At 42.4% G+C, this 342-nt stretch carries 1 pseudogene; it reads left to right on the forward strand.

Going from position 1 to position 342, the window contains the following annotated elements:
* Window positions 1-342: pseudogene (locus ACXAFR_RS27580) on the forward strand (IS1182 family transposase); the annotation flags it as partial.

Genomic DNA, 342 nt, shown 5'->3' on the forward strand with positions numbered 1-342 from the left:
AATGCCCAAGCGTTCGGTGAAGGCCAAGAACACCATACTCTAAAACCTGTATTGGATAAGATTCAACAACGTTACGCCGATTCTGAATCCGGTAACTTAATAGAGGGCCAAATCGTCGTCACCGCTGATACCGGTTTTGCCAACGAAGCTAATTACGCCTATCTGAAAGAAGAAGAGATAAACGCTTACATTCCGGACAACGCCTTTCGATCACGTGACCCAAAATTTAAAAGCCAAAATAGCGACCACGGCAAGCGACACCAAGATACTGTAAAAGGCGTAAAAAAAGTTATCCCAGCTACAGAATTTAAATTAAACAAACGAAATAAAACCTGCGTTTGC

The sequence above is a fragment of the Pseudomaricurvus sp. ABR4_320 genome (assembly GCF_056159445.1).